This window comes from Glutamicibacter mishrai (assembly GCF_012221945.1).
Taxonomy (GTDB): domain Bacteria; phylum Actinomycetota; class Actinomycetes; order Actinomycetales; family Micrococcaceae; genus Glutamicibacter; species Glutamicibacter mishrai.
Genome location: NZ_CP032549.1, coordinates 1,541,309 through 1,563,591, shown reverse-complemented (window position 1 = coordinate 1,563,591; position 22,283 = coordinate 1,541,309). Strand labels below are relative to the sequence as shown.

Annotated in this window: 20 protein-coding genes, 1 pseudogene and 1 riboswitch; of the genes and pseudogenes, 6 read left to right on the top strand and 15 right to left on the bottom strand. The window is 59.7% G+C overall.

Annotated features, from left to right (window positions below):
* Positions 1–127: 127 nt before the first annotated feature.
* Positions 128–218: riboswitch (SAM riboswitch) on the top strand.
* A 51-nt stretch (positions 219–269) separates the two neighbouring features.
* Together D3791_RS07405 and D3791_RS07400 are read left to right on the top strand one after the other, a co-directional pair.
* Positions 270–1,496 (top strand): acyl-CoA dehydrogenase family protein, encoded by a 1,227-nt coding sequence (locus D3791_RS07405; protein WP_172511780.1) that lies wholly within the window; start codon positions 270–272, stop codon positions 1,494–1,496.
* Between the two features lie 26 nt (positions 1,497–1,522).
* Complete coding sequence (locus tag D3791_RS07400; protein ID WP_022874678.1) at positions 1,523–2,752, top strand: acyl-CoA dehydrogenase family protein; 1,230 nt, start codon at positions 1,523–1,525, stop codon at positions 2,750–2,752.
* Between the two features lie 55 nt (positions 2,753–2,807).
* On the opposite strand, the gene D3791_RS07395 is transcribed toward D3791_RS07400, so the two are convergent.
* Both D3791_RS07395 and D3791_RS07390 read right to left on the bottom strand, forming a co-directional pair.
* A complete protein-coding gene (locus D3791_RS07395) occupies positions 2,808–3,272 on the bottom strand; it encodes a hypothetical protein (RefSeq protein WP_172511779.1) in 465 nt (154 codons plus the stop codon).
* 19 nt (positions 3,273–3,291) lie between these two features.
* A complete protein-coding gene (locus D3791_RS07390; RefSeq protein WP_152485471.1) occupies positions 3,292–3,570 on the bottom strand; it encodes a hypothetical protein in 279 nt (92 codons plus the stop codon).
* A gap of 611 nt (positions 3,571–4,181) precedes the next feature.
* Here D3791_RS07390 and D3791_RS07385 point away from each other — a divergent pair.
* Complete coding sequence (locus tag D3791_RS07385) at positions 4,182–4,619, top strand: DUF6069 family protein (RefSeq protein WP_172511778.1); 438 nt, start codon at positions 4,182–4,184, stop codon at positions 4,617–4,619.
* 78 nt (positions 4,620–4,697) lie between these two features.
* Here D3791_RS07385 and D3791_RS07380 read toward each other — a convergent pair whose 3' ends face one another.
* The 4 genes from D3791_RS07380 to D3791_RS07365 are packed head-to-tail and all read right to left on the bottom strand — an operon-like array spanning position 4,698 to position 9,307.
* Complete coding sequence (locus tag D3791_RS07380; RefSeq protein WP_172511777.1) at positions 4,698–6,359, bottom strand: glycoside hydrolase family 13 protein; 1,662 nt, start codon at positions 6,357–6,359, stop codon at positions 4,698–4,700.
* A gap of 57 nt (positions 6,360–6,416) precedes the next feature.
* The gene (locus tag D3791_RS07375; RefSeq protein WP_022874683.1) at positions 6,417–7,292 is read right to left on the bottom strand and encodes a carbohydrate ABC transporter permease; all 876 of its coding nucleotides are present in this window, start codon (positions 7,290–7,292) and stop codon (positions 6,417–6,419) included.
* Positions 7,289–8,215, bottom strand: coding sequence for a carbohydrate ABC transporter permease (locus tag D3791_RS07370; RefSeq protein ID WP_172511776.1), 927 nt, complete (start codon positions 8,213–8,215; stop codon positions 7,289–7,291). The genes D3791_RS07375 and D3791_RS07370 overlap by 4 nt, the downstream gene beginning before the upstream one ends.
* Positions 8,216–8,233: 18 nt before the next feature.
* Positions 8,234–9,307: an ABC transporter substrate-binding protein gene (locus D3791_RS07365; protein WP_246242433.1), complete on the bottom strand. Its 1,074-nt coding sequence runs from the start codon at positions 9,305–9,307 to the stop codon at positions 8,234–8,236.
* Positions 9,308–9,407: 100 nt separating this feature from the next.
* Between D3791_RS07365 and D3791_RS16745 the strand changes: the two genes are divergently transcribed.
* The gene (locus tag D3791_RS16745; protein ID WP_246242420.1) at positions 9,408–9,557 is read left to right on the top strand and encodes a hypothetical protein; all 150 of its coding nucleotides are present in this window, start codon (positions 9,408–9,410) and stop codon (positions 9,555–9,557) included.
* 200 nt (positions 9,558–9,757) lie between these two features.
* The gene (locus D3791_RS07360) at positions 9,758–10,789 is read left to right on the top strand and encodes an ROK family protein (RefSeq protein ID WP_172511775.1); all 1,032 of its coding nucleotides are present in this window, start codon (positions 9,758–9,760) and stop codon (positions 10,787–10,789) included.
* A gap of 31 nt (positions 10,790–10,820) precedes the next feature.
* Here D3791_RS07360 and D3791_RS07355 read toward each other — a convergent pair whose 3' ends face one another.
* The 9 genes from D3791_RS07355 to D3791_RS07320 form a co-directional block, all read right to left on the bottom strand.
* On the bottom strand, positions 10,821–10,988 hold the full coding sequence (locus D3791_RS07355) for a hypothetical protein (RefSeq protein ID WP_022874688.1): 168 nt from the start codon (positions 10,986–10,988) through the stop codon (positions 10,821–10,823).
* A gap of 146 nt (positions 10,989–11,134) precedes the next feature.
* Positions 11,135–12,454 carry an MFS transporter gene (locus D3791_RS07350; RefSeq protein ID WP_172511774.1) on the bottom strand — a complete coding sequence of 440 codons (1,320 nt, stop codon included), beginning with the start codon at positions 12,452–12,454 and terminating at the stop codon, positions 11,135–11,137.
* A gap of 57 nt (positions 12,455–12,511) precedes the next feature.
* The gene (locus D3791_RS07345) at positions 12,512–13,327 is read right to left on the bottom strand and encodes an HpcH/HpaI aldolase/citrate lyase family protein (RefSeq protein ID WP_172511773.1); all 816 of its coding nucleotides are present in this window, start codon (positions 13,325–13,327) and stop codon (positions 12,512–12,514) included.
* Positions 13,320–13,826 carry a MaoC family dehydratase gene (locus D3791_RS07340; protein ID WP_022874691.1) on the bottom strand — a complete coding sequence of 169 codons (507 nt, stop codon included), beginning with the start codon at positions 13,824–13,826 and terminating at the stop codon, positions 13,320–13,322. Before D3791_RS07340 ends, D3791_RS07345 begins: the two co-directional genes overlap by 8 nt.
* A complete protein-coding gene (locus D3791_RS07335) occupies positions 13,823–15,859 on the bottom strand; it encodes an ATP-binding protein (protein WP_172511772.1) in 2,037 nt (678 codons plus the stop codon). The genes D3791_RS07340 and D3791_RS07335 overlap by 4 nt, the downstream gene beginning before the upstream one ends.
* 15 nt (positions 15,860–15,874) lie before the next feature.
* Positions 15,875–17,479, bottom strand: coding sequence for a carboxyl transferase domain-containing protein (locus D3791_RS07330; protein WP_172511771.1), 1,605 nt, complete (start codon positions 17,477–17,479; stop codon positions 15,875–15,877).
* Positions 17,480–17,482: 3 nt separating this feature from the next.
* Positions 17,483–18,118, bottom strand: a complete 636-nt coding sequence (locus tag D3791_RS07325) for a TetR/AcrR family transcriptional regulator (RefSeq protein ID WP_172511770.1) — start codon at positions 18,116–18,118, stop codon at positions 17,483–17,485.
* A gap of 420 nt (positions 18,119–18,538) precedes the next feature.
* Positions 18,539–18,670: a hypothetical protein gene (locus D3791_RS16830; protein ID WP_281350627.1), complete on the bottom strand. Its 132-nt coding sequence runs from the start codon at positions 18,668–18,670 to the stop codon at positions 18,539–18,541.
* A 290-nt stretch (positions 18,671–18,960) separates the two neighbouring features.
* Positions 18,961–21,240, bottom strand: a complete 2,280-nt coding sequence (locus tag D3791_RS07320; RefSeq protein ID WP_172511769.1) for a SulP family inorganic anion transporter — start codon at positions 21,238–21,240, stop codon at positions 18,961–18,963.
* A 646-nt stretch (positions 21,241–21,886) separates the two neighbouring features.
* On the opposite strand from D3791_RS07320, the pseudogene D3791_RS07315 reads away from it, so the two are divergent.
* A pseudogene (locus tag D3791_RS07315) lies at positions 21,887–22,213 on the top strand (NADP-dependent isocitrate dehydrogenase); the annotation flags it as partial.
* Positions 22,214–22,283 lie beyond the last annotated feature (70 nt).

Here is a 22,283-nt window from a genome sequence, read left to right as displayed (position 1 = left end):
CATATGAGGAAATGTGACGGCGTTTTTCGCGGCTTTGAGGGCCGCAAAAATGACGATCCATGACGATGTTCCGCCCTATGACGTCGTGCCTACCAACTGGTGAGCCTCGATGTTTCACTGGTAGGACAAACCATCCAGAGCGGCTGAGAGACCTGGCTCCGCGACGCCGCAGCAAGTCTGCTTCCTGCAGAGAGTGCTAACGCCAGGTTCGATGGATTCGCAGAATCTTTCTGCATCCTTCGGAATCCATGAACATGAGGAGAACGAAGATGACCGTACTGAGCACCCAGCTGCCGCGTGTACCATACACCGGCACCGCCGATGAAGCCGAACTCGCCCAATGGCGCGAGACAGCCCGGAAAGTCGCCGACCAGCTGGCCGCCGACGCCCTGGAACGCGACCGCAAAAATGCGCAGCCTTTCGCCGAAGTCCAGCTGCTTCGCGAGGCAGGCCTGCTGAACCTGCTGGTTCCAGCGCAATTCGGGGGAGCAGGAGCCCACTGGGAAACCGCTTTTGAAGTGGTCCGCATTCTGGCTGCAGCCGATGGCTCTATTTCCCAGCTGCTGGCCTACCACTACGTGAACCAGTCGGGCATCGCTTTTTACGGCGCACCGGAAACCCAAGCCGAATGGTGGCAGCGCACCGTGGAGGGCGGCTGGCTCTGGGGCGACTCGGTCAACCCGGTCGACCCGACGCTGACCCTGGTTCCGGAGGGCGATGGATTCCGGCTCAACGGCGCCAAGCGTTTCTCCACGGGCTCCGGCGTGGGCGAAGTGATTGTGATCAATGCCGAAGTCACCGAGGGTGAACGCCAAGGCCAGGTCCTGGCCTTTGTCATTCCACGTGACCGTGAAGGCCTGGAAATCGTCGATGACTGGGACTACCTTGGCCAGCGACTGAGCGCGTCGAACTCTCTGAAGTACCACAACGTGCGTATTGACGCGCAGGATCTGCTCGGCGAGGTCACCGAAGAACCAGTATCGACCCTGTTGACCCCGGGCATCCAGCTGGCGTTTGCCAACTTCTATCTGGGCATTGCCCAGGGCGCCTTGGCCCGTGGCAAGCAGATTCTGCTTGGCCGCAAGAACGCCTGGCTGTTCTCGCAGGCCGAGACCTACTCGCAGGATCTGATCTTCCAGCGCACCGTGGGCGAGCTCAAGGCACGCACCGCAGCTGTGGCGGCGTTGACCGAGAAGCTCGGCCGCAAATTTGATTCGCTGCTGGCCAAGAGCGGGGATGTCACCCAGCCCGAGCGCGCGGCGCTCGCCGTGGACATCGCAGAAGCCAAAGTGGTCTCCACCGAGGTTGGGGTCGAGGTGGCCAACCGGATTTTCGAAGTGACCGGATCATCCTCCACCGCCAATTCGGTGGGCCTGGATCTGTTCTGGCGCAATGTGCGCACCCACTCCCTGCATGACCCGGTGGACTACAAGAAGATCGAAGTCGGCGCCTACTTCCTGCGCGGGGAATCCCAGCCGCTATCGCTTTACACCTAAGAACTTTCTACGGACAGGATCCTGAGATGACTGTATTGACTACCGGAAATCGGCTGAGCAAGCTCAAAGCCCGCTTCGCGCCGCTCTTTGAACAGATCGCCGCGGGCGCTGCCGAACGCGACCGCAGCGGCGAACTGCCCTACCAGCAGATCGCCGACCTTGCCGCAGCCGGTTTCGGCGCGGTTCGCGTGCCTGTTTCCCACGGCGGCGCGGGCGCTACCTTGCCGGAGCTCTTTGAGCTCTTCGTGGACTTGGCAGCGGCCGACTCGAATATCGCCCAGGCTTTGCGCGCCCACTTCGCCTTTGTCGAAGACCGGCTGATCGCTGCCCCTGGAGCGGGTCGGGATAAGTGGCTGGCGCGCTTCGTGGACGGCGAGCTGGTGGGCAACTCCTGGACCGAGGTCGGAACGGTGAAGGTCGGCGACGTGATCACCAAGGTCACCCCGGATGGCGAGGGCGGGTTCCGGATCAACGGCACCAAGTACTACTCCACCGGTTCCATCTTTGCCGACTGGCTGGATACCTACGCAGAGCGCACCGATACCGGCAAGCGCGTGATCGCCGCGGTCAACCGCCACCAGCCTGGCGTGGAACTGGCCGATGACTGGGACGGCTTCGGCCAGCGCACCACCGGCACCGGCACCTCGACGTTCACCGATGCGATTGTGGCCGAAGAGGACTTGATCGACTTCGATACCCGCTTCAAGTACCAGACCGCGTTTTATCAGCAGGTGCTGCTGGCAGTTCTGGCTGGTTCGGCCAAGGCTGCCGAACGCGACTTCGCTGCAGAGCTGAAGGCCCGCAAGCGGACCTTCAGCCACGCGGCGGCCAATGTAGCTGCCGAAGATCCGCAGTTGCTGCAGGTGATTGGCGAGGTTTCGGCGGCGGCTTTTGCGGCGGCCGGAACCGTTGAGCGTGTGTCGCAGGCCCTTGAAGGCGCCTATGAAACTGCGCTGGCTCTGCAAGCTGGGGAGATTTCGGCGGAAGAAGACGAAGCAGCCAACGATGCCGCCGAGCTGGCCAGCGCCCAGGCGCAGGTAGTGCTCACCCCATTGGTGCTCAACGCCATTACCCACGCCTTTGATGCGTTGGCGGCTTCGGCCACCAGTGTTTCGAAGAACCTGGACCGGCACTGGCGCAATGCCCGTACCGCTGGCAATCACAACCCGTGGGTGTTCAAGGCGCGCTTGATTGGCGACCTTGCGGTCAACGGCACCGAACTGCCGCGCGTGTGGGCCATCGGAGCCTCGAAGTAACCACTGCGCATTCTGCAGGCCCAGCATTCTTTGGAGGATGCTGGGCCTGCGGTCTTTAGATCAGTGTTTCAACTCTGGCAGGATCAAAAGTGATGGATTGGGCCAGCAATTGAACTGCCTCAGCACGCTTGGTTTCCGCATCGACGTCTTTTCGGAATTGCGCGTTCCGAGCGACACGTTCACGTTCGAATTCCTGTTCAACACCAGATAGTTCCTGCGCGATGGCCACAGATAGGCCATCGCGGAGTTCTTCGAGGGTTGTATTGGAAATTTCCAGTCTCCGGTTGACCACATTCAGTTCAACATCGGGATATCCGGCAGAGCGCAAGCGATCGCTGACCCCGGTGCCGGTGAGGAAGTCGACTTCCTCGGGCTCAGCGCGTCGATTAAAGACCACGGCAACCAGATATTTTTCTGGTGCCTGGTCGGTGAGCAAATTGCTTGGAAGGCTGTCCAGCAGCACCGTCCCTAGTCTCAGTGATTCTCGTTCGGCGTTGGTTGGCCTTGTTATGGAGTTCATGATTGATGCCTTTCAGCGTTTACGAGTGTCGGCCGGTCTCTTGTGTCTGCTGCGTGGGTGTGGAAAGCGGCCGTTGTTTGGCTTGGATGAACTTTTCAATGCGTCGTTCGGGCCCGAGAATCGGCTCTTGGGAGCTATAAGCGACCTTGTTCCAGCCACAGGAAGTGCAAGTCCAGACCACCTCGCGCATGGTCATTTGGGTGTCTTGCCGTAGTCCTGCATCGTGGCCGCCTTCGTTGTCCCATCTCTTGAGCTGGTTTTGTTCATCGATATATCGACGGGTTTCGGTTTCGACCAAGGTGTTTCGGTAACACCTTGGGCAACTGATGGGCTTGTCCATGACCGGGTCTCCAATGCATCTTGGCCGTTATTGCTGCGAGAGTCGCAGGCTGAGTGAATTGCTGTGGATGCCATGTCACGGTGGCGAGACGTCAGCCACCGATATTCAGCTACGGGAGACAGCGTGTGCAACGTGGAAAAACAGGTGCCAGTTAAGCAGGCTTTACTGTCCGCGGTGCAAAAGCGGCGAAGGTGTTCGGGCAAGAATCCGCGGATCAGTAGCTTGAGAGGGATAAGGCTGATAATGCCAGCCGCCCAGAAGAATGTTTTCCGGTTCAACACTGCTGCGTTAATCTGAACGCCGTCCTGGAAATCCAGGGACAGCACAAGAGCTCTACGCCGGAAGGAGGAAACCTCTAGAGAGGTACATAAGTGGAAGTAAACTCCATCTCCATTCTACTCCGGTTTCGCCTAATTGAACCGGGAGTTTTCGCCGGGTGCCAGGCTGCCTAGGCTCACCTCGATAGATAGCTACGCTAAGTGTCGCGGATCTCACGCGATGATGAGAGCCAAGGCACTGGGGTGCGAAATTAGAATTGTTGAGGACTTTCAACAATTTTGAGGAACACCATGACTGCTCAGGGACAACCAAATAGCCCATTCAATTTCATTCAGGTCGTCATCGCCGCACTGGGCGCCGGCTACCTCAACGTCATCATCTTCTTCATCGGCATCGCCTCGGGCGCTTCGATGAGGGTCGGCTCCAACCCTGAAAAGGTTGTCGGCTTCGACAACATCCTTCAGTTCACCTGGCTGCCACTGCTGGTGCTGGGCTTGGTTGTCTTCCTGATCGGCCGTGCTAAGAAGGGCTTCGTCAAGGTCGCTCAGTGGATCGGCCTGATCATCGCTGTTGTATCGATGATTTCCCCAATCATGACCGCATCCGATGTGGCAACCGGCGTGACCCTGAGCGTTATCCACGTTGTCACCGGTGTGGCCTGGTTCTTCGCCGTTCACTACGGCAACAAGAAACTGCACGTTCCTTCCAAGGATGTTGTTGTCGCCTAAAGCGGCGGGCAAAGAAAAAACTTCGTCACCGCGGATCGCGAAAGATCAGCGGTGACGAAGCTTTTTTGCTATCTCAGGCTAATTGCCGCGCAACCATGCCGTTGTGGCTGCCGGCAGCCGACCGGCATCATCCAATGGCGCGCTGGACAGCAGCAATGTGCCCTCGGGAAGTAGCTGTGGTTCAGCGCTGAAGTTGGTGACGCTGATCCAGCCATTTGGTCGGGAAAAGGCAAGCATGCCCTCGGCAGAATCCAGCCATTCGAGTGATTCTTCGCTTTGCAGTTCCTTGCGAAGAGCCAGTGCCTGGCGATAGAGCTCCAACGTCGACTCCTCGTTCCCTTCCTGTGCTGCAACACTCAGGGATCCAAAATCCTCAGGCTGCGGCAGGTGGGGTTCTGCTTCGCCGAAGCCAAAAGACGGCCCGTCTGTCGTCCACGGGATCGGAACGCGGCAACCGTCGCGGCCCACCTCGACGCCCTTGTTCTTGAAGAAGGCAGGGTCTTGTCGCTGGTCGTCGGCGATCTCGCTGACTTCTGGCAACCCTAGTTCTTCGCCCTGATACAGGTACGCGCATCCGGGCAATGCCAACTCCAACAGTGTCGCGGCCCGCGCACGCTGAAGGCCAAGTTCCTCATTCAGCACCGACGGATCTGCGCCGTGCAGCAGCCACTTCTTCGCCGCATCGGGATCTCCCGCCAAGGGGAGTGCATAGCGGGTGGCGTGGCGTACAACATCGTGATTGGAGTAGACCCAGGTGGTTGACGAGCCCGCGATCTTCGCCTGCTCGAGGTTGAAAGAGATGATCTTCCTGAAGGCTGCTGCGTCAAAATCTGCTTGCAACAAGTCGAAGTTGAATGCCTGGCCCAGTCCAGTGGAACGAGCGTAGGCAGGCCGACGATCTGAATTGGTCCATGCTTCGGCTACCGCGATGCGTGGTGGATCGTATTCGTTAAAGACTTCACGCCATTGAGCGTAAATTTCATGCACTTCATCGCGGTCCCAGATTGGGTGCGAGCCGTCCCATGGGTGGGCATCCAGTTCCGCTTTGGTAGGCAGGCCGGTCAGTGGAATGTCCTTAGCCAAGGCATGGGCCACGTCCACACGGAAGCCATCGACTCCTCGGTCGGACCAGAATCGCAACGTCTTGAGGAAATCCTCGCGGACCTCGCTGTTGGCCCAATTGAAATCGGGCTGTTCCTTGGCGAAGAGATGAAGGTACCACTGGCCGTCACCGACTGCTTCCCATGCCGGTCCGCCGAAGATCGACTCCCAGTCTGAGGGAGGCAGTTCTCCGTTGGCGCCTGATCCGTCCCGGAAGATATAGCGCTCGCGTTCCGCTGAGCCCTTGGGTGCTGCCAGCGCGGCTTGGAACCATTCATGGAGATTTGAAGAGTGGTTGGGGACGATGTCAACGATGACTTTGATACCTGCCTGATGCAGCTTTGTAGTCATCTTGTCGAAGTCTTCTAGAGTGCCTAATCGCGGGTCTACATTGCGGTAGTCATCAACATCGTATCCACCGTCGGCTAGGGCCGATGGGTAGAACGGCGACAACCAGACCGCATCGACACCCAGAGCCTTGAGGTATTCGACTCGTGAAGCGATACCTTGCAAATCGCCTAGCCCGTCGGCATTGGAGTCGGCAAAGCTGCGCGGGTAGATCTGGTAGACCGCGGCCTGGCGCCACCAGGACGCATCCTCGGATTTCAGGGTGTCGGGGGTAGTGTCTTGAAGAGTCATGGTGTTCCTTTCAACGGTGTGTTTTTGAGGGTGGGCAAGTCGAGCGGAGTGATGGGATCAGGATTTGACGGCACCTTGAGTCAATCCCGACATCACCCAGCGTTGGGTGAAGAGATAGGCCACGACGCTGGGCGCCATCGCCATCAGATAGGAGGCGAAGGAGACATGGTAGTTATTCGAAAATTGGGTTTGGAACAGCTGCTGTACCACAGGGAGAGTCTGATCTGCCTGCTCCGCGATAATCAGTGACGGCATCATGAAGTCGTTCCATGACCCGAGGAACGCGAAGATCGCTACAGTGGCGCTCATTGGTGCCAAGAGCGGGAAAATGATTCTCCAATATGTGGTCCAGTTGCTTGCCCCATCGATGCGAGCGCTTTCTTCCAATTCGCCGGGTAGGCCTCGTAGGAAAGAAGTGAATAGCAGGACATTGAACGACAAGCCGAACATGACATGGAGGATGGCGACGCCTGCAGGATTATCCAGGCCGAAGAGTCCGGTGAGTTTGACCTGGGACAGTGCCAGGACCGGGAACGGTAGGAACATGGCTCCCAAGAGGTAGTAGAAGCTAAAGCGGTAGAACCGCTTGCCCCAGTTCCGGTGGATTGCATAGGAAGCCATCGACGCAACGAGCACCGCTCCGACGACTGCTACGAGAGTGATCAAGAGCGAGATGGTGAATGCCCTCGGAAAATTGACCAGTTCCCAGGCTTCGGTGAACCCTTCGATCGAGAGGGGGTTTGGAAGTGAGAACGCTTTGCCGTCCACAGCCTGCTTGGCGGATTTGAATGCCATCGAAACGGTAACGAACAGGGGAACCAAAACTGCCAGCGCACATATGCCCAATAGGCCAGTGGCCCACCAATTGGTACGTTCACGTCCGACGCGTGAGCGGGATCGTTTGTTGAGTCGTTGTTGTAAAGTGAGGCTCATTTTACTTGTCCCCTGTTCGTTAGGCGCAGCTGCAAGAGCGCGATGATCAGCGAAATAATGAAGAAGACTGTCGCATTGGCCATCTGATACGCATAGTCGCCACGTTCAAAGCCGGTGAAGATCGTCATGGCTATTGAACGGGTTTTCACTCCGGGGCCGCCGTTGGTCAAGCCGACAATGACATCGTAGGCGCCCAAGAAGTTCTTGAAACCGATGATTATGTTGATCCCGATGTAGCCAATCATCAGCGGCAGGGTGACGTGGACGAGTTGTCCAAGGGCGCTGGCTCCGTCGAGGGATGAGGCTTCGTACAAGTCGTAGGGGATCGCCATGAGCCCTGCAATATAGATGAGCATTGCGGAGGGGATCGCCTGCCAGGCGCTGACGATGACGATCGACAGCCATGCGAGATCCGGGTTGGACAGCAGCGATGATTTCAGGAATTCGATACCGAAATACTCGCCTACAGTGGGCAAGGTGTTCGAAAACAGGAAATTGAAAACATACGCGATCACGATTCCTGAAATCACCATTGGCATCACAAAAATGGTTCGCAAAGCGACCCTGGCACGGATTTGGGCGGTAAGTCCAACTGCCAGCAAGAATGCCAGGGCATTCGTCAGAAGCACAGTGACTAACGCGAAACCGATCGTGAAGCTGTAGGCGCCAATAATCGCAGGATCGGTGAACAAAGCCGCGTAATTGGCTAAACCGATGAGGTTGTAATCTCCAAACCCAACGGAGTCTGTGAAGCTGAAGAAAATGCCCATGGCCGCGGGAACTGTAATGGCGATCGTGAAGCAAATCAAAGCCGGGACGAGGAAGCCAAGGTAGGTAGCCTCGAATCTGCGTCGTTTTGCAGGTGGGGTCGGCAGTGGACGCTTGCTATCGCTACGAGGTTTTGCTGGTGAGGTTAATGTCATGATGATCTCCTGGGCTGGCTAACTGCGTTGGGCTAGCCGGGCCCAGTCCGCGTCTAGGGTTGCTAGGGTTTGCTCTACGCTGCCACCTGTTACCAGCCCTTGCATGTAGTTCTCGAAGGGGATGGTTCGAGGAATCGCTGTCGAAACTCCTTGATAGATGCGTCCGTTATCGATGTATGGCTGCATCTGTTTCAGGCGCGGGTCCTTGGTCGGTGGCGAATCTGAACGAACCCCAAAACCGAGGGCTGATTCGTTGTAGGCGTCTTGAAGTTCGGGTTGGCAGAGGAAGGCGAGCAGTTCACGTGCTTCAGCCTTGTGGTCGGATTGTTCGGGGATCCATAGCGCCAGATCTAGATTGACCCTGATTTTCAGGTCTTCAGGGTCTTCGGTCATCGGAAGTGGAAAAGTGCCGATGTTTGCATCAGGGTTCGTTTTGGCGATTTCGGGCAGGGCCCAGGGACCTTGGAGGTACATGGCTGCCTGACCATTGGCGAAGGCAAGGTTGCCATCTCCGTAGCCGCGATTGGCTGCGTCCTTGTTGGAGAATTTTGCCAGTTCCTGCATTCTGAGTAGTGGATCAGTGAATGCTTTCGAGAAAGTGACGGCGGAGTCAGGTGTGAAGTCGGAGCCGAGTTCGCGCAGGTCGGCAAAGTGCTGGTTGATTTCAATGGCCCCGCCCACGCAGTAGTCAGCCAAGCCCTGCGAAACTGTCCAAGCATCTTTGAATGTGGAGTAGATCGGTGTGATGCCCAAGTCGGACAGCTCACCGCACAGATCCAGCAATTCTGAATATCGAGTCGGGATGGAGAGACTGTGCTTTTCGAAAATGTCTTTGTTATACAGGACAGATGCACCCATCATGGAGTACGGTAGCACCGATGTTCTGCCGGGGTAATCCGGGTAGAGATCCAGCAACTGCTTGATAAAGGGCGCGTTCATCTTCTGCTGAGGTAGGTCTGACAGATCTGAAAGCGCTCCGCGCTCTTGGAATCGCGCCATTTCGAAGTTGTAATTCAGGCATCCCAAATCTGGTGGATCGTTGCGTGCAAAGGCTGCCGACAATCCCGCAGTCACTTCATGAGTCGCGTTCACTGTTCTCTGAGAGGAATTGAACTGACTCAGCAAGTCTCGAAAGTAGGGGACCACTTCTGGCTTGGACTGGTTGAACCGAATGCTGGCTCGGGGATCATCCGTGCCGCAGCTGGTCAAAGTCAGTGTTCCGGTTGCCAGCATCGAGGCGATGAAAGACCGCCGTTTCAAGGGCCTCGACAAGGCTTCTGATCCAAAATTCATGTGCATCTCCAGTGATGAAGTGAAGTGGGTCACTTTATATCCGAAGTAAATTTAGCATCTCAATAAAGTCGCGTCTATACTTTGAACGTGAGTTCAGTGAAAAATATTGAAGCGCCGGAACCCGGGTCCTTGGACAGTGCTACAGCACTGCGGAGGCTGAATACCCAACGTGTGCTGGATGCCGCGTGGGGGCGCGAAGCGGTGACCGCTAGCGAACTCATTTCCCTAACTGGACTGACTCGCGCGACGGTGCTCAACCAGGCGAAAGAACTGGTGGAATCCGGCTGGCTTGTCGAAGCAAAGGACACCAGAGCTGCCGGTGCCTACTCCAAGGGGCGTCCGGCGCTGCGCTATGAACTGAACCTGGCTCATCGATTCATTGTGGGAATTGACGCAGGGCAACACCGCATCAGCTTGACACTCAGCGATGTACGAGGGACACAAAAATCACATTGCGAAGCCAAGGTAGACCCGCTTGCGACAGGCGAACATCGAGTGCGCGTCACCGAAAAACTGCTGACGGACGTGTTGGCGGAATTCAAAATCCGAAAGCTTGCAGCCATCGTGATTGGTGTTCCCGCGCCCGTCGATGCCGATGGAATGTCGCCAGATGATGACAATGGCTTTTGGGTCAATATGAACCCAGACTGGAAAGCCGTCCTCGGCGAATACACCTACCTGCTGAGGGTTGAAAATGACGCGAACCTGGCGGCCATTGCCGAAATGGAAGATGGCACCGTTGGTTCGTTCGCCTCGCTGATGGTTGGTGAGCGTATCGGCGCGGGCGTAGTGGTAGATAACCACTTGCTGCGCGGCGACAAGGGCTTGGCTGGAGAAATGCGATTCCTTTCGCATGTCGCCGGTGTGGGAAACGCTCATGGCCTTGGATATCTCGCACGCGAGCAGGCTAAAACGGCTTTGTCGCAAGGGGCCAAAAGCAGCTTGGCGGAATTGGCGGCGGATGCGTTGCGCGCGGAAGACGTCTTCCAAGCAGCGGTTGGGCATGATCGATTAGCTCAGGAAATCCTGGAGTCGCTGGGTGACCGGCTGGCCAGGATCAGTGCAGTCATTTCGGGTTTTCTCGGCTTGGAACGTGTAGTTCTTTCAGGCGCGATGGCAGAAATACTGGAACCGGTGGTTGTGATCGCCCAACGCGAACTCGCTCAGGAGCCTGAACTGACCTGCGTTCAACTGACGGCTTCGACTCTGGGCGCTGAAGTCGCGATGCGCGGAGCTGTGGATCTTGGAGTGCAGCTCGTACGAAGTGCAGCGCCATTCTAGAAGGCCGAAGAATGCGCTGCCGGATGAGCGATTAGCGCTGGTGATGGACCAGATAGATCAGCATGGCGATGACCTTGTGGACTACGACCACGCCAAAAATTGCGGCTCCAGCAAAGCACCCGATCCCGATCATCTGGACAATCGTTAATCCCAAGATATTGACGCCCATGGCTCCATTGATGTTGAACAAGGTCCCCATAGTGAGGGTCAGAATCCCTGCAAGCCACAGGATTATCGAGCACCAAAAGCATACCAACGTATCGAATCCTGGCTTGGTTCTTCCTGACATGTTTTACTCCCATAAGTTATGCACGACCAGGCACCGAGGTGCCTTTGGAATTTGCCCTAAGAAGGGATCGGCTCGATTACCGGTGGCTGGACTGCCTGGCGCATGCGCGGCATCAGCAACAAGCTGGCCGCCGCGGCAAAGCACAGCACCGCAGCGGTGATCCACGCAGTTAAATAGCTTCCGGTGCTTTCGCGGGACAAGCCCGCAGTGAGGGACCCCGCGCCGGCGCCAACCATGTGGAAGGCGAAAACCCAGCCGAAGACCACGGTCGCCTTGACCGGTCCAAAGTACTGGCGACACAGTGCCACGGTGGGTGGAACTGTGGCCACCCAATCCAGGCCGTAGAAGATGATGAAAATCCAGAGCATCGGCTGGACGCTCGGACCCATGAGTGTGTGCAGGAACAGCAATGACAGTCCACGCAGGAAGTAGTAGACGGCCAGCAGCAGCCAAGGGCGCACACGGTCGGTGAGCCAGCCAGAGAACACCGTGCCGAGAATATCGAAAATGCCGATCAGTGCCAGCAGGCCCGAAGCCGTGGTGGCGGGCATGCCGTGATCGTGCGCTGCCGGGATGAAGTGGGTTTGGACCAACCCGTTGGTGGACCAGCCGCAGATCCAAAAAGTCATGGCCAGCACCCAAAACGCCGGGTAACGAGCCGAGGAGAACAGCACGCGCAGGGTTGCCGCCGCCATGGAGCCCTCGGGCTTGGGCACCTCAGCCGCCGGCTCGGTTGCGCCATAGGGGAGCAGGCCCACCTCGGCAGGCGTATTGGCGAAGGGCCACCGCAACAGCGGAATGATCAAGAGTGCGAAGGCAGTGACTACCAGGGCAGCAATACGCCATGAAGCATTCTCGATAATGGCCACGATGGACGGCAGGAAAATCAGCTGGCCGGCCGCGTTGGCTCCGGAGAACAACCCCATCACCAGTCCTCGGCGTTGGCTGAACCAGCGGTTGGCCACCACGGAGCCGAAAACCAAGGCCATGGCTCCGGTGCCTAATCCGACCAGCAGTCCCCAGAGCAGCCACAATTGCCAGTAGTGGTTAATGAATACCGAGAGCCCGGCGCCGGCGGCTACCAGGGCCAGCGCGGCCATGGCGACCTTGCGCATCGAATACCGTTCAAGCAGAGTTGCTGCAAATGGGGCCGCTAATCCGTAGACCACCAGATTGATGGTCACCGCGGTGGATAGCTGTGAACGTTGCCAGCCGAATTCCGACTCCAGGGGCTCGAAAAACGCGCCGGTGGTGGAACGGAACGCAGCGGCAGCCACCAATGCCAGGGTGGTGACGAGCGCGACAAGCCACGCGCGATGCAGTCGAGGTGGACGGCTCGACTCTTCAGATGCTGTGGAGGGTGGCAGGTCGCTCATGAACTAAGCATCACCCGGGTGCAGGTCAGGAGCCTAGTTGATGACAGCCTGCGACGCTCAGCCCAGCCTCGCGGCGCTGGCAAGGGTCGCCCGAGCTTGGCGGAGCAGGGGCTCATCCACCATTTTCCCGTCCAGAGAGAAAACGCCCGGATGGGTTTTGGCCTCGGTGAGAATCCGTTCGGCCAATGCTACTTCGGCCGGCGTTGGCGCGTAGGCCTGGCGAATAATCTGCATCTGGCTGGGATGGATCGACGCCTTGGCCGCGAATCCGGAGGCTTTGGCATCCTGGGCTTCGAGGAACAGTCCTTGGGTGTCCGGGATGTCCAGGTAGACCGAATCAATGGCGGCCTTGCCCTGCGCGGACGCATGGATCAGCACCTGGGAACGCGCAAAGCTTGCCACCTGGCGATAACCGCCATCATCATGGCGCGATGAGGTTCCGCCCAGCGAGGCAATCAGATCCTCGGCGCCCCACATCAAGGCCAGCACATTGGGGGCGGCCGCAATCTGCGCCGCGTTGGCAACTCCGGCCGCCGTTTCGCACAGGGCCACCACTGCATAGTCCGCCAGCTGGGCCGGCTCGGCCGCTGATTGCGCCTTGGGCAGCATCACGGTGGTGTACCTGGTGCTCTTCAGCGCGTCGAGATCATGGGCGAAGTGCTCGGTATCAACCGGGTTGACGCGCACGATGGTGCGGTCCGGGTCCAGATCGCTCTCGCGCAGGGCGCGTCGAGCGGCGTCCTTGTTGTCTTGGGCAACGGCATCTTCCAGATCGATGATCACCGCGTCGGCGCGGCTGGCTGCCTTGGCGTAGCGCTCGGGCCGGTCGCCCGGGCAGAAGAGGATGGCAGGGCCCATCATGAATTCACTCATCGCCGGCCGCCTTCTTGGATGCCTCATGGGCTTGCTGGGTCCACATCAGGCAGGTTCGGGTGGCCGTGGCAACGATCTGGCCATGCTGGTTCCGTCCGGTGTGCGTCATCGAGGCCAGCCCCTGGCCAGGGCGTGACTTGGAGGGGCGCAGCTCGGTGATTTCGGTTTCGGTGTACAGGGTGTCCCCGTGGAACATCGGATGAGGGAAGCGCACGTCGTTGATGCCCAGCTGGCCGATGATGGTGCCTTCGGTCAGCTGCGCCACCGACTGGCCGATCATCGTGCTCAGGGTCAGCAATGAATTAATCAGCGGCTTGCCGAAGGGCTGGGTGGCAGCCCACGCGGCATCAAGGTGCAGTCCCTGGTTGTTCATGGTCATGGTGGTGAAGGCGATATTATCCGCTTCGCTCAGCGTGCGCCCGGGCTTGTGGGCGTAGGTGGCACCGAGTACCAGTTCGTCAAAATACAGTCCGCGCTGTTCAATCCGCTGCCCGCTCATGCCGGTTGCTCCTCTGCTTCGACATCTAATGGTTCTACGGTGGCGATGACCTGCTTGGCCTTGACGGTGTCTCCCGGGTTCAGCGCTGCCAGGCGCACGATGCCATCGGCCGGTGCCAGTAGCTGATGCTCCATTTTCATTGCTTCCACGATGGCCAATAATTGCCCGGCAACCACCTGTTGCCCGTCGCTGACCTGCACCGAAATCACGGTGCCCGGCATCGGGGAGAGTACATCGGGAGAATGGACCCCTGACTGGCTGGCCCGGGAAGCGAGCTTTTGCTCCAGGACATTTTCGCGGCTCAGTTTGCGCACCGCCGCGCTCCAGCCGTGATCGCTGAACCACCAGCTGCCATCGGCCGCCAGCGCATGCTTCGCGGTGCTGCGTTCCTCATTGATTTCAAGGCCGGCATCTACGGTTTTCACGATGAACTGCTCACCTGCCACCGTGATGAGGCTGCCCTCGGCGGTAGGCAGCAGCGTGGTCTCAACGATCTGGTGGCCGTCATCAAAATGCTGGGTGATCGGGCGATGCTGCCCGGCCCGCCACCCATCTCGCGCGCCCCAGGGAGTGATGCTGGCCGGGAGGCTCTGATATTCCAGATGCGCGGCCAGGGCCAGTTCACGCGGGCCAACGGCGCGGAAGGAGAACTCGCCCATTTTGCGTTCGATGAGGTTGGTATCCAGCCTTCCGGCGGCTACATCCTCATCGGCCAGCAACAGGCGCAGGTACTCGCCATTGGTCAGCACCCCGAGCACCACATTCTGCTCCAGGGCCCGGTCCAAGCGCGCGAGGGCGGCGGAACGATCCTGGGCCCAAGCGATGAGCTTGGACAGCATCGGGTCATAGTGGGCGCTGATTTCCAGCCCGTCGCGCAGCGAGCTATCCACTCGCACGCCATCTGGTTCCCGCACCGCAAGGATCGTGCCGATGGAAGGCAGGAAGTTCGCCGAAGGGTCTTCGGCATACAGTCGGGCCTCGACCGCATGCCCGTGCAGGGCCACCTCACCCTGGGTGAAGTCCAGCGGCTGCCCGGCGGCGATGCGCACCTGCCAATCCACCAGATCCAGCTTCTGCCCTCGCACCCGCACCACTTCTTCGGTGACGGGGTGCTCCACCTGCAGGCGGGTATTCATTTCCATGAAGAAGAACTCGTCGGGGGTCTGGTCGCTGACCAGGAACTCGACGGTGCCCGCGCCGACGTAGCCCACCGATTGCGCGGCGGCGACCGCAGCGGCGCCCATCCGCTCACGGATCTGCGCTCCGTGCTCCAGGTTCTCGAAGAGCGGGGCCGGGGCCTCTTCGATGACCTTCTGGTGGCGGCGCTGCAGGGAGCATTCGCGTTCGCCTAGATGCACGGTGTTCCCGTGCGCGTCGGCCAGGATCTGCACCTCGATATGCCGCGGGTTGCGCACCAGGCGTTCGAGGAAGAGCGTGTCATCGCCGAAGGCCTTGAGCGCGGTGCGCCGGGCACTGGCCAGCGCTTCGGGCAGTTGCTGCGCTGAGTCCACGGCGAACATGCCCTTGCCGCCGCCACCTGCCGAAGGCTTGATCAGCAGCGGGAAACCCACTCTGGCGGATGCGGCCAGCAGCTGTTCATCGCTGAGTTCAGGCTCGGCGATGCCGGGAACCACAGGCACCTGGTGGGACTGGACGTGGTTCTTGGAGCGGATCTTGTCGCCCATGAGATTGATGGAGTGCACCGGCGGGCCGATGAAGACGATGCCGGCATCCTCCAAAGCGCGGGCGAAGTCGACGTTCTCCGAGAGGAATCCGTAGCCGGGGTGGACTGCTTGGGCGCCGCTGGCCTTGCAGGCCTTGATCACCGCTTCGATATCCAGGTAGCTTTCGGCAGCTGGCGCGCCGCCAAGGCGCACCGCGGTGTCAGCCAGCGACACATGCAGAGCCGCTGCATCGGCATCGGAATAGACCGCCACCGATGTGATGCCCAGCGTGCGCAGGGTGCGGATGATGCGCACCGCGATTTCGCCGCGGTTGGCGACAAGGACGGTGTCGAAAAGTCTGCTGTTCATGGTGATCTCCTCGGGCTACATCCGGAAGAGACCAAAGCTGGTCTCTGGCAATTCGGTGCGGGCGCAGACCTCTAGGGCCAGGCCCAGGATCCGGCGGGTGTCGGCAGGGTCGATGACCCCGTCATCCCACAAGCGGGCGGTGGAATAGTACGGGTTGCCCTGGCTTTCGTACTGTTCGCGAATGGGGGCTTTGAAGCGTTCCTCGTCCTCGGCGCTCCAGGTCTCGCCGGAGGCTTCGAGGCCATCGCGCTTGACCGTGGCCAGCACGGAGGATGCCTGATTGCCGCCCATGACCGAAATGCGCGCATTCGGCCACATCCACAAGAAGCGCGGGCTGTAGGCGCGCCCGCACATGGAGTAGTTGCCGGCCCCGAAGGAGCCGCCGATGATCACGGTCAGCTTGGGGACCCGGGCGGTGGCCACCGCGGTGACCATTTTTGCTCCGTGTTTGGCGATGCCGTCGGCCTCGTAGTCGCGGCCCACCATGAATCCGGCAAGGTTCTGCAAGAAGAGCAGCGGGATGCCGCGCTGGTCGCAGAGTTCGATGAAGTGGGCGCCCTTCATCGCGGACTCGGAGAAGAGCACTCCGTTGTTGGAGATGATGCCTACCTGGTGTCCATGGATATGGGCGAAGCCGGTGACCAAGGTGGTGCCGTACTCGGCTTTGAACTCGTGGAAGGCGCTGCCATCTACAAGCCGGGCGATGACCTCGTGCACATCGTAGGGGGCGTTCACATCCACCGGCACGATGCCGGCCAGATCGCTGGCCGGATACAGCGGCTCGGCCACCTGCTGTTCGATCTGCCAAGCGGGGGCGGGATTGGGTGGCAGGGTGGAGACGATGTCGCGGATGATCATCAGCGCGTGTTCGTCATTCTCGGCCAGGTGGTCCGCGACCCCGGAGGTCTTGGCGTGCAGGTCGCCGCCGCCGAGTTCTTCGGCCGTGACGATTTCGCCGATGGCGGCCTTCACCAGCGGCGGGCCGCCGAGGAAGATGGTGCCCTGGTTGCGCACAATCACCGTCTCGTCGCTCATCGCCGGCACGTAGGCGCCGCCGGCAGTGCAGGAGCCGAGCACCGCTGCCAGTTGCGGGATCTTGCGGGCCGAAAGCTGCGCCTGGTTGTAGAAGATGCGACCAAAGTGATCGCGGTCTGGGAAGACCTCGTCTTGCATGGGCAGGAAGGCGCCGCCCGAGTCCACCAGGTAGATGCAGGGCAGGTGGTTTTCGAGGGCGATTTCTTGGGCGCGTAGATGCTTTTTGACCGTCATGGGGAAGTAGGTGCCACCTTTGACGGTGGCGTCATTGGCGATGACTAGGACGTGTCGGCCGTGCACCAACCCGATGCCGGCGATCACTCCGGCGCCGGGGCTGGCGCCGTCGTACATGTCCTCGGCGGCCAATGGCGCGATCTCCAAGAAGGGGGATCCGTCATCGAGGAGCGCATCGACGCGTTCGCGAGGCAGCAGCTTGCCTCGTTCCACATGGCGGGCACGGGATTTCTCCGACCCGCCCTTGGCCGTGCGTTCCAGGCGCTGGTGCAGTTCGGCCAGCAGCGGGGCGTTGGCTTTGGCATTGATCTCGAATTCTGCGGGATCCGTGCGGGAAGAAAGCGTCTTCACTTTTCAGTCCTTCGGTTCGGGTTCACTGGCGACGATCACTGGTGTAGGGAGGTCGCTGCTGGCCAGTGGCGATTCGGTGGCGACGGCGAGCATCCGCATGGTCAGGGAGACAAAATTCAGCTGCACTTCGGCCAGGGACAGCCGTCCGTCGCGGCGGTACCAGTGGTTGGCGCCGGTGCCCATTTCCATGATGGCCAGCCGGGCGATGCCCAGGTCCACGGTGTTGAAGATGCCTTGTTCGGCTCCGTCATGCAGCACCTTGGCGAAGAGCTGTTCATAGTCATCGCGCAGCACCTGCATCTGTTGCGCGTTCGCCGGCGACAGGGCGCGCATTTCATGTTCGGCCACGCGGGAGGTCTTGGTGTTGGTGGCGGTGAACCCGACGTGGAAAGCGACCAATAGGGCCAGCTGCCTAGTGGGGTCGGTGCTGGTGGCCAGGACCTGGCGGGCGCCGGTGATCATGGAGTCCAGGCAATTCTTGATGATGCCTACCAGTAGTTCTTCCTTGCCGCCGACGTAGTGGTAGAGCGTTGCCGAATTCAGTCCCACCGCGGTGCCCAGCTCGCGGATGCCGGTTGCGGCAAATCCGCGTTGCGCAAAGCAGGACACCGCTGCTTGCTGGACTTTACCCAGTTCCAATGGACACCACCTTGTGTTCCCAATCAATCGATTGACAGTGTCTATCCAAGCCGAGAACAACTGTGGTGTCAATCACTTTTGATTCGTTCGGGGTGATGTTCAGGCTCCACGGGGCGTGCGAAGTAGTTGGTATTTCATTTATGAATCAAATGCAGAAGACGAGAATTCATGATGGTATTTACTACTAAATCTGAGTTAATGATATTCAGGTGCCCATGAATCGCGACCGGAAAGTACCATGCCACGACCCATCGACACCGCCGTTGCCACTACCAGCCGACGACAGCTACTCGCCGCAAGCGCAGGACTTCTAGGGGGAGTTTCCGAAAGGCGACCTGTTTTTGTGGTGTTTGTGCTGGTCAAGGCGTTTTCGAGGCGTATTACCTAGGCGGGGCCTTCCGGTCGGTTATCGCGTGGGGCTTAGGTCTCGAGGTTGAAGAGTTTGGCGAGTTTCTCCGTGGTCGTGGAGTGGTCGGTGAGCGGGCGTTGGGCGCGGGGTCGGCCCTTGGCTCCGTCGTGGTAGAGCAGCACGGTCTCTTCGATGCTGCCCACTTCGTCATGTCCAGGGCCGCCGACGAGGTATCCAGGCCGTACTCTGCCACGATCCTTGCCGCCACCCGGGTGCTGATTTCTTCCAGGTGATCCGCGGTGAGCTGGTTCATCACATCCCAGACCCGGCGGTAGTCAAGATTCGCGGCGCCGCTCTCCGTGAACCGCGGCCCGGCAGTGGCCTGCACAAGGAAATCCGCCCTGGCCGGGAACCGGCCAGGGCGGAAACCTTCTGTGTGCGCTGTGAGGGCCTGGCCAGCGCACTTATGGGTTGAGCCTCGATTTCCCTTCGATTATCCGGCGGTTTTTGCGGTCAGCTCACCGGGCATGTGCCCCATCTCTTCGAGCCCCTCGTCGGTGACTCGAACCATCCGCGCGGCGCCGATGTCGTAGAAGAGGCCGGTCAGAATCAGTGACCCGTCGTTGACCTGTTGCGCGATCATCGGATGCGCGGCCAGCTGTTCGATCTGCTGGATGACGTTCACCATGGCCAGCTGATCGGTCTCCCCGTAGCCGGCGCGCTGTGCTGCAGTGCCGACCTGGTGTCCGGCCTTGTAAATGCCGCGAACCTCGCGGAGTCGTCGCAGCCAGCCTTCCACAGGGCTTGGGGTGGCGGATGACGCTTTCTCCGGCTGCTTCAGCAGGGCATCCATGGCACCGCAGTTGGAGTGGCCGCAGATCACGAGGTGGCGTACGCCCAGCTCATTGATGGCGAATTCCAGTGCCGCTTCGACCGAAGGGTCGGAACCCACGCTTCCGACTACATTTCCCACATTTCGCACGGTGAACAAGTCTCCGGCGCCGCTGGAGGTGATGAGGTTCGGGATGACGCGCGAGTCCGCACAGGTCAGGAAGAATGTCCGCGGGTTCTGCTCTGCAGCGAGTTCCTCCATGTCCGGCTGCACCATGCGGGCGTGACGGCGGTGGTACTGCTCGATGCCGCGAATCAAGGCCCTTTCTCCTCGCTCAGCAGCGTTGCCCGCATGGGTGCGCTGCCAGCTGTTCCACGGGGCCATTCCACTGCTGATCGCCGAACGCAGGCGGCCGCGCTGCGGCGGGCCGTCCAGGGCTTTCTGCAGGGCTGCGGTGCCATGCTCCTCGATGCTCACGCGGCCGTCCGTGGCCTCGTGGCGGATCTTCCACGCGGACAGGGTTTCGGCGACGGAGCGGTCGATGAAGTCGGCTTCGATGTCCACGATCACCTCACTGCCTTCGGGAATTCCCGTGAGCACAGAGCTGAGCCTAGGCATGGAGAGGAAACTGCACGAGCCCTCGACCATGACATGCCAGCGCTGGGCGCCTTCGGGCGTGTCGTCGATTCGTTCGGCGTGGACATTGCTTCGCACAACGCGCCAGAGCACCATCAGGAAGGACAGTGCCAGTCCCAGCATGACCCCTTCCAGCAGGTTTTCGAAGACTACCGTTGCAAAGGTTGCAAGGTACACGATGGTTTCGCCGGAGCGGCGTGCATTGAGCAGGTCGGCGACCTTGATCAGCTGGATGCCCACGACGATCAGCAGCCCGGCAAGCACCGAGATCGGGATCTGCATGATCAGCGGTGCGAAGAACACCGAGAACAACAGCACCCAGACGCCGTGCATCACGGCAGAAGCGCGGGTTTGCGCGCCGGAAGCAACGTTGGTGGCGCTGCGCACGATCACACCGGTCACCGGAAGACCGCCGAGCAGGCCGCTGCTGATGTTGGCTGCACCCTGTCCCATGAGTTCGCGGTTGAAGTTGGTGCGCGGTCCGTGCTGCATGCGGTCCACTGCGACTGCAGACAGCAGCGATTCGACGCTGGCGATCAGGGCCATGGTGACGACACCGATGGCGAAGAGCCCCCACCCTCCGGTGGGCAGCGCCGGCAGGGCGATCACTTCGAGCAGATTGCCCGTGATGTTGATTCGCTCGACGGCGCCGCCCAGGGGCAGGGAGCAGAGGGTCACTACGGCTACCGCCACCAGCTGGGCCGGCACCTTGCGGAATTTCTCGGGCAGGCGCTTCCAGATCAGGATGACGGCGATGACGGACAGGCCCAGGAGTGCCGCCTGCCAGTGCATTCCGATCAGGCTTTCCGGCAGTGCGGCGATGTTTTCCCAGGCGTGGCTGCGCGACTGGGCGCCAAGCAGAGTGTGCACCTGTTGCAGCACGATGGTGGCACCGATGCCCGCGAGCATCGCCTGAACCACCACGGGCGAAATCGCCAGGGCGAGCCGACCCAGTCGGCTGAGCCCGAAGAGGATCTGCAATACTCCCGCGCAGACTGTGATGGCGCAGGTGACCTGCCATCCGAATTGATTGATGAGCCCGGCGACAATCACGGTGAGCCCGGCCGCGGGGCCGCTGACCTGCAGGGGGGAGCCGCCGAGGGAACCGGCGACGATGCCGCCGATGACTGCGGCGATCAAGCCGGCCATGATCGGCGCTCCGGATGCGGTGGCGATTCCGAGAGACAGTGGCAGGGCTACTAGGAAGACAACCAGAGAGGCGGCGATGTCAGGTCGCCAGTGGCCTGCGGTGCGGGGCGGCGGACTGCCGGTCGTAGGGTGTTTTGCGGTTCCGGGCAAGGACACTGTGTACTCCTGTTTCGTCGTTGATTCAGTCGATGCGACGGAAGGGCAGGCGCGGTGATGCGGCAATCTGGATCCTCGTCGACTACAACTACAGCATTAGATATTTACAGTTTCTTGTCATATAAATTGCGGGGAAGTTACAAAGAGCCATGAGTATCTTGTGCAGATTCTTTGATATTCATTCCTGACCGAACATAATTCAGCGGAAATGTTAAGGTAAGTTTTTCTTCGGCAATTGGAGTTGAAATAAATTTTTGATTACACGTCTTGTATGATAATGAGAATAGCTATCATGAATGTCGCTTGGTAGGGTATCGCGACCTCGCGCCGGGGCACTGAAAGTCACTGGTCCCGGGGTCGCCTGGGCAAGGCATGGCGCGGCTGCCTCATTGAATGCATGGGCCGTCCGTGGTTGTCGTCGGGGCGTTCTTTGGCAATTCAGTTACTGGCTACTAACTGAATGTTGCGCCTCTGTTTACTATTGATTCCCCTTGTTAAAGCCCTAAAGCTGGCGGTCAGGCTGCGGTCCTGTGACGTGCTGAAGTGTGCCCCGTGCGTATATCGGGTAAATCTAAGGACGTTGAGTCAGGGGCCGTGCACAGAACTTGCCGCACGACATTGAGGGAGATGCCTTACCAATGGCCAAATTATTTACACCCACACCGACGAAGCCCTGATGCTGACAACCCACTCGTTCTTGCGAATCGTTGATGCCTTCGCGTCGACCGCAGGCGTGGAACTTGCGGCCCGCGATATCTCGCTGGCAGGCCGCATTACTGCTACCTTCCCTGACTATGTCACCGAAGAACAGTGCATCGGCGATGCTCTGGCAGAACTTGGCGATCTAGCCAAGTCCCCAGAAGCCAACATCATCAAACTCCCAAGCATCTTGGCATCCATCCCACAGCTCAAGACTGTTATCGCTGAGTTGCAGGCTGCCGGTTACGCACAGCCTGACTGCCCGGACAACCCGAAGTGCAGCATCCCATCCAGGGCTCACATCGACGTGACGAGCAAGTCGAACACCAGGGCCCCTTCGCCTT